The organism is Streptomyces sp. NPDC037290 (assembly GCF_055603245.1).
This window is the reverse complement of sequence record NZ_JBVJVZ010000094.1, coordinates 1-3,278: the sequence shown is the minus strand read 5'-3', so window position 1 is coordinate 3,278 and position 3,278 is coordinate 1. Positions and strand designations below refer to the sequence as shown.

The 3,278-nt window shown below is 65.6% G+C and carries 3 protein-coding genes and 2 pseudogenes; 2 read left to right on the top strand and 3 right to left on the bottom strand.

The genetic code is table 11. The annotated features are described in order from the left end of the window. The 3 genes and pseudogenes from ACZ7HQ_RS44975 to ACZ7HQ_RS44965 form a co-directional block, all read right to left on the bottom strand. A pseudogene (locus ACZ7HQ_RS44975) lies at positions 1 to 273 on the bottom strand (hypothetical protein); the annotation flags it as partial. Next, complete coding sequence (locus ACZ7HQ_RS44970; RefSeq protein ID WP_471003292.1) at positions 270 to 758, bottom strand: winged helix-turn-helix domain-containing protein; 489 nt, start codon at positions 756 to 758, stop codon at positions 270 to 272. The pseudogene ACZ7HQ_RS44975 and the gene ACZ7HQ_RS44970, both read right to left, overlap by 4 nt. 140 nt (positions 759 to 898) lie before the next feature. Beyond that, complete coding sequence (locus tag ACZ7HQ_RS44965; RefSeq protein WP_471003295.1) at positions 899 to 1,156, bottom strand: hypothetical protein; 258 nt, start codon at positions 1,154 to 1,156, stop codon at positions 899 to 901. A 22-nt stretch (positions 1,157 to 1,178) separates the two neighbouring features. Here ACZ7HQ_RS44965 and ACZ7HQ_RS44960 point away from each other — a divergent pair. Beyond that, positions 1,179 to 1,658, top strand: a pseudogene (locus tag ACZ7HQ_RS44960) (transposase); the annotation flags it as partial. Between the two features lie 213 nt (positions 1,659 to 1,871). Further along, positions 1,872 to 3,278 (top strand): NHL repeat-containing protein (locus tag ACZ7HQ_RS44955; protein ID WP_471003289.1); only part of this gene is annotated, 1,407 nt, incomplete at its 3' end.

The following is a 3,278-nucleotide window of genomic DNA, read 5'->3' as shown; positions in this document are numbered from 1 at the left end:
CCCGGTACGACGGTGCGGCGGACTCCACGAGCAGGCCCCTCCCACGACGATCTCCACCAAGATCATCGCACCACCCTCCTCAACTTGATAACCCCGTCGCGGCTCGAAGCCGGGGCGGTAGGCCACGAATGCCACGATGTTCTCCCGGTCCCCGTGTGACCCGTTCAGCTTGATCACCGGGATGACGCCCCGCTGTCCCCAGGTACGGCGCGCCACCCCGGCGAGCACTGCTCCGGACTCGTCCTCGAAGACGATCCAGCGGCCTTCGGTCACGGCTTGCCCGGATGGGACACCGCCGGCCACGTCTGTGTGCGCCATGCGGTGATCGCCTCCTCGTCGCGCTGGACGGCCTGTGTCTTCGGGGCCTGCCATGACCAGCCCAGACGGTCCATGAGGTACCACACGCCCGGTACCGTGTACCGCACCCCGAACCGCTCCTCGATCACACGTGCGATGCGGGAGAGCGTCCAGCCCTGGCCCTGCCAGCCGTGCGCCGACGCTCCCAGCCGCAACTCGCGCAGCAGCTCCTGCTCCTGCTGCGGCGTCAGGTACGAGCGGGCACTGTTCGGCCGCGCCACAAGCGCCTCACGACCACCCTCCCGCCACGCCGCATGCCACTGCCCGACCGCCTGCCGCGACACCCCCAACAGCCGGCCGATCTCCGCCTGCTTCACACCCTGTTCAAATAGACCGGCAGCCCGCATCCGCCGCTTTTCACGCTCAACCGGCCCCCAGCGCACGGCATTCGAAGTCCCCATACCGCACTTATACCCACCCTGACAGATCGTCAAGGACGACCTTAAAGATCAGTAGTAGCTGGAGCGGGCCACCCCAAGGAGTCGGCACAACCGCTGGACCTCGTGGGTCTGTCGGTGGTCCTCGATGAACTGGCAGCGGTTCACCAGGTCATCTCGGTCGCGAAAAACTTCGTGGCCTTGCGCAGGATGTCGCGCTCCTCAGCGAGCGTCGCGTTCTGTTTGCGTACCTGCTTCAGCTCGGTGCGCAGGGCCGCTATCTCGGCCTGAAGTTCTTCGCGGGTGGGCTCGCTCACCGTGGCCGGCTCCTTGGTCTTCCTCGTCGTGCTCATGGTCGTGCCCAGCTCGCCCTGGCGGGACCGCTCGGCCCGCACCCAGTCCCGCAGTGTGCCCCGGCTCACGCCCAGGTCCTCCGCGACCCCGGTCGTTCAGAGGTGCATCGTTCACTTGATTCGCAACAGCATCCGTTACTGTGCCCGCCAGGACTGGGACAAGCTCGCCAAGGATCTCAAGCCTGTCTACACCGCGCCGAGCGAGGCCGCCGCGACCGAGCGGTTCCTGGAGTTCTCCGAGAAGTGGGACAGCAAGTATCCGGCCGTGGTCAAGCTGTGGTCGGACGCCTGGGCCGAGATGGTGCCCTTCCTCTCCTTCGACGTCGAGATCCGCAAGGTGATCTGCAGCACGAACGCGATCGAGAGCGTGAACGCCCGCATCCGCAAGGCCGTGAGGGCCCGCGCCCACTTCCCCTCGGAGGCTGCCGCTCTGAAGTGCGTCTACATGGCACTGATGAGCCTCGACCCGACCGGCAAGGGACAGCGCCGCTGGACGATGCGCTGGAAGGCGCCACTGAACGCCTTCCAGATCGCCTTCGAAGGCCGCCTCACCCCCACCACCAACCACTGACCTTCAAAAACCAAGATCAGCCGTTGACTGGACACACCCGTTTTCCGCGAGGCCGCTGCGTTCATGAGGTCCCTGTCAGTCCGTCAGGTGAGGGTGAACCTCACCCTTCCGGTTCATCGGTTCGTCACATGATGCGGCGTTGTGGATCTCTACAGGCGTTAGGCCCGCATAAACAGGGGCCGTATCGATTCGGATTGAATGAAAGGTTGGTTGATGGAGCAGCGGCAGCGCCGGCGTTGGGCCGGTGGTATGTCTTTGGGATTATCTGCGGCGTTATCGGTGTCGATGGGGGCGGCGGGGTTCTTTGCGGCGGTGGCGCCGGCGTCTGCTGATGCGGGGGATGGTACGGCGACGATTCGTGTGGTGCGGGAGGTGAATGCGAACGGGAAGTGGGATCAGGCGCTGGAGCCGGGCTGGGCCGGTGTGACGGTCACACTCACCGACGACGCGGGTCGGTCGGTGGCCGGTGTCACGCAAGCGGACGGCACGGTGAAGCTGTCGCCGGGCACGGCCTTGAGTGGCGGTAGGTACCGTATTGAGGCGAAGAACCCGGATCCGAAGGTGTATTACCCGGGTGCGGCTTCGCCTCGTACGACTCTGCTGGACCCGACGGTGCTGTCGTCGAACGTGGAGTTCGTCGACTTGTCCGCGGGGAAGAACGTGGAGGTCACGACCTCGTTCTGGAGCCCTGAGGATTACTGCCAGAAGAACGCCACGCTGGCCACAGTCTGCCAGAACGCCAACATTCCGAGCCCGTCGCCGCCGACCAAGCGCACGCTGTCGACGTACGCGTTCAACACGCGCGGAGACGCTGTCGCGAATCCCGGCCTGGTCAAGGACCTGGCGACCGAGGCCGATACGGGCACAATGTGGGGCCTTGGCTACAACAAGGTGACCAAGCAGCTCTTCACGTCCGCGTATGCCAAGAGGGGCACCAAGTACGGCCCCGGCGGTCCCGGCGCGATCTACCGGACGGACCCGGCCACCGGCAACACCGCGCTGTTCACTCAGGTCCCCAACCCTGGCACCACCGCCCACGACCCGGGCACCAACATGGACCTGGCGTTCGGTCCGGTGGTGGGCAAAGAATCACTCGGTGACCTTGACATCAGCCCGGACGGCAAAGACCTGTATGTCGTCAACCTGCACGACCGCAGGTTGTATCGCTACGACGCCATGCAGTCCACCGCGTCCGCGCCGAAGGCCTCGTACTCCATCCCGGACCCGGGCTGCGCCGCGAACAGTGACTGGCGTCCCTATGGTCTGGGCATCCAGGACGGCAGGGTCTACGTCGGCGGCGTCTGCTCGGCCCAGTCCACCGGCAACAAGGCCGACCTGCGGGCGGTCGTTCGGCAGTTCGACCCGGTCACGGGCCAGTTCACCAACACTGTCATGGACCAGCCACTGACCTACCCCCACTACGGTTACGTGCCACCCAAGACGGACGTGTGCAGCGCCCGCACTTGGTACCCGTGGAGCAACATCCGGCCCGCGACCCAGGACGGCATCACATGTCCACCCGGCCTGATCCTGAACCCGGAGCCGGAGCTGTCCGACATCGACTTCGAGACCAACGGCGACATGGTCGTCAGCTTCGCCGACCGCTTCGTTGACCGCGCC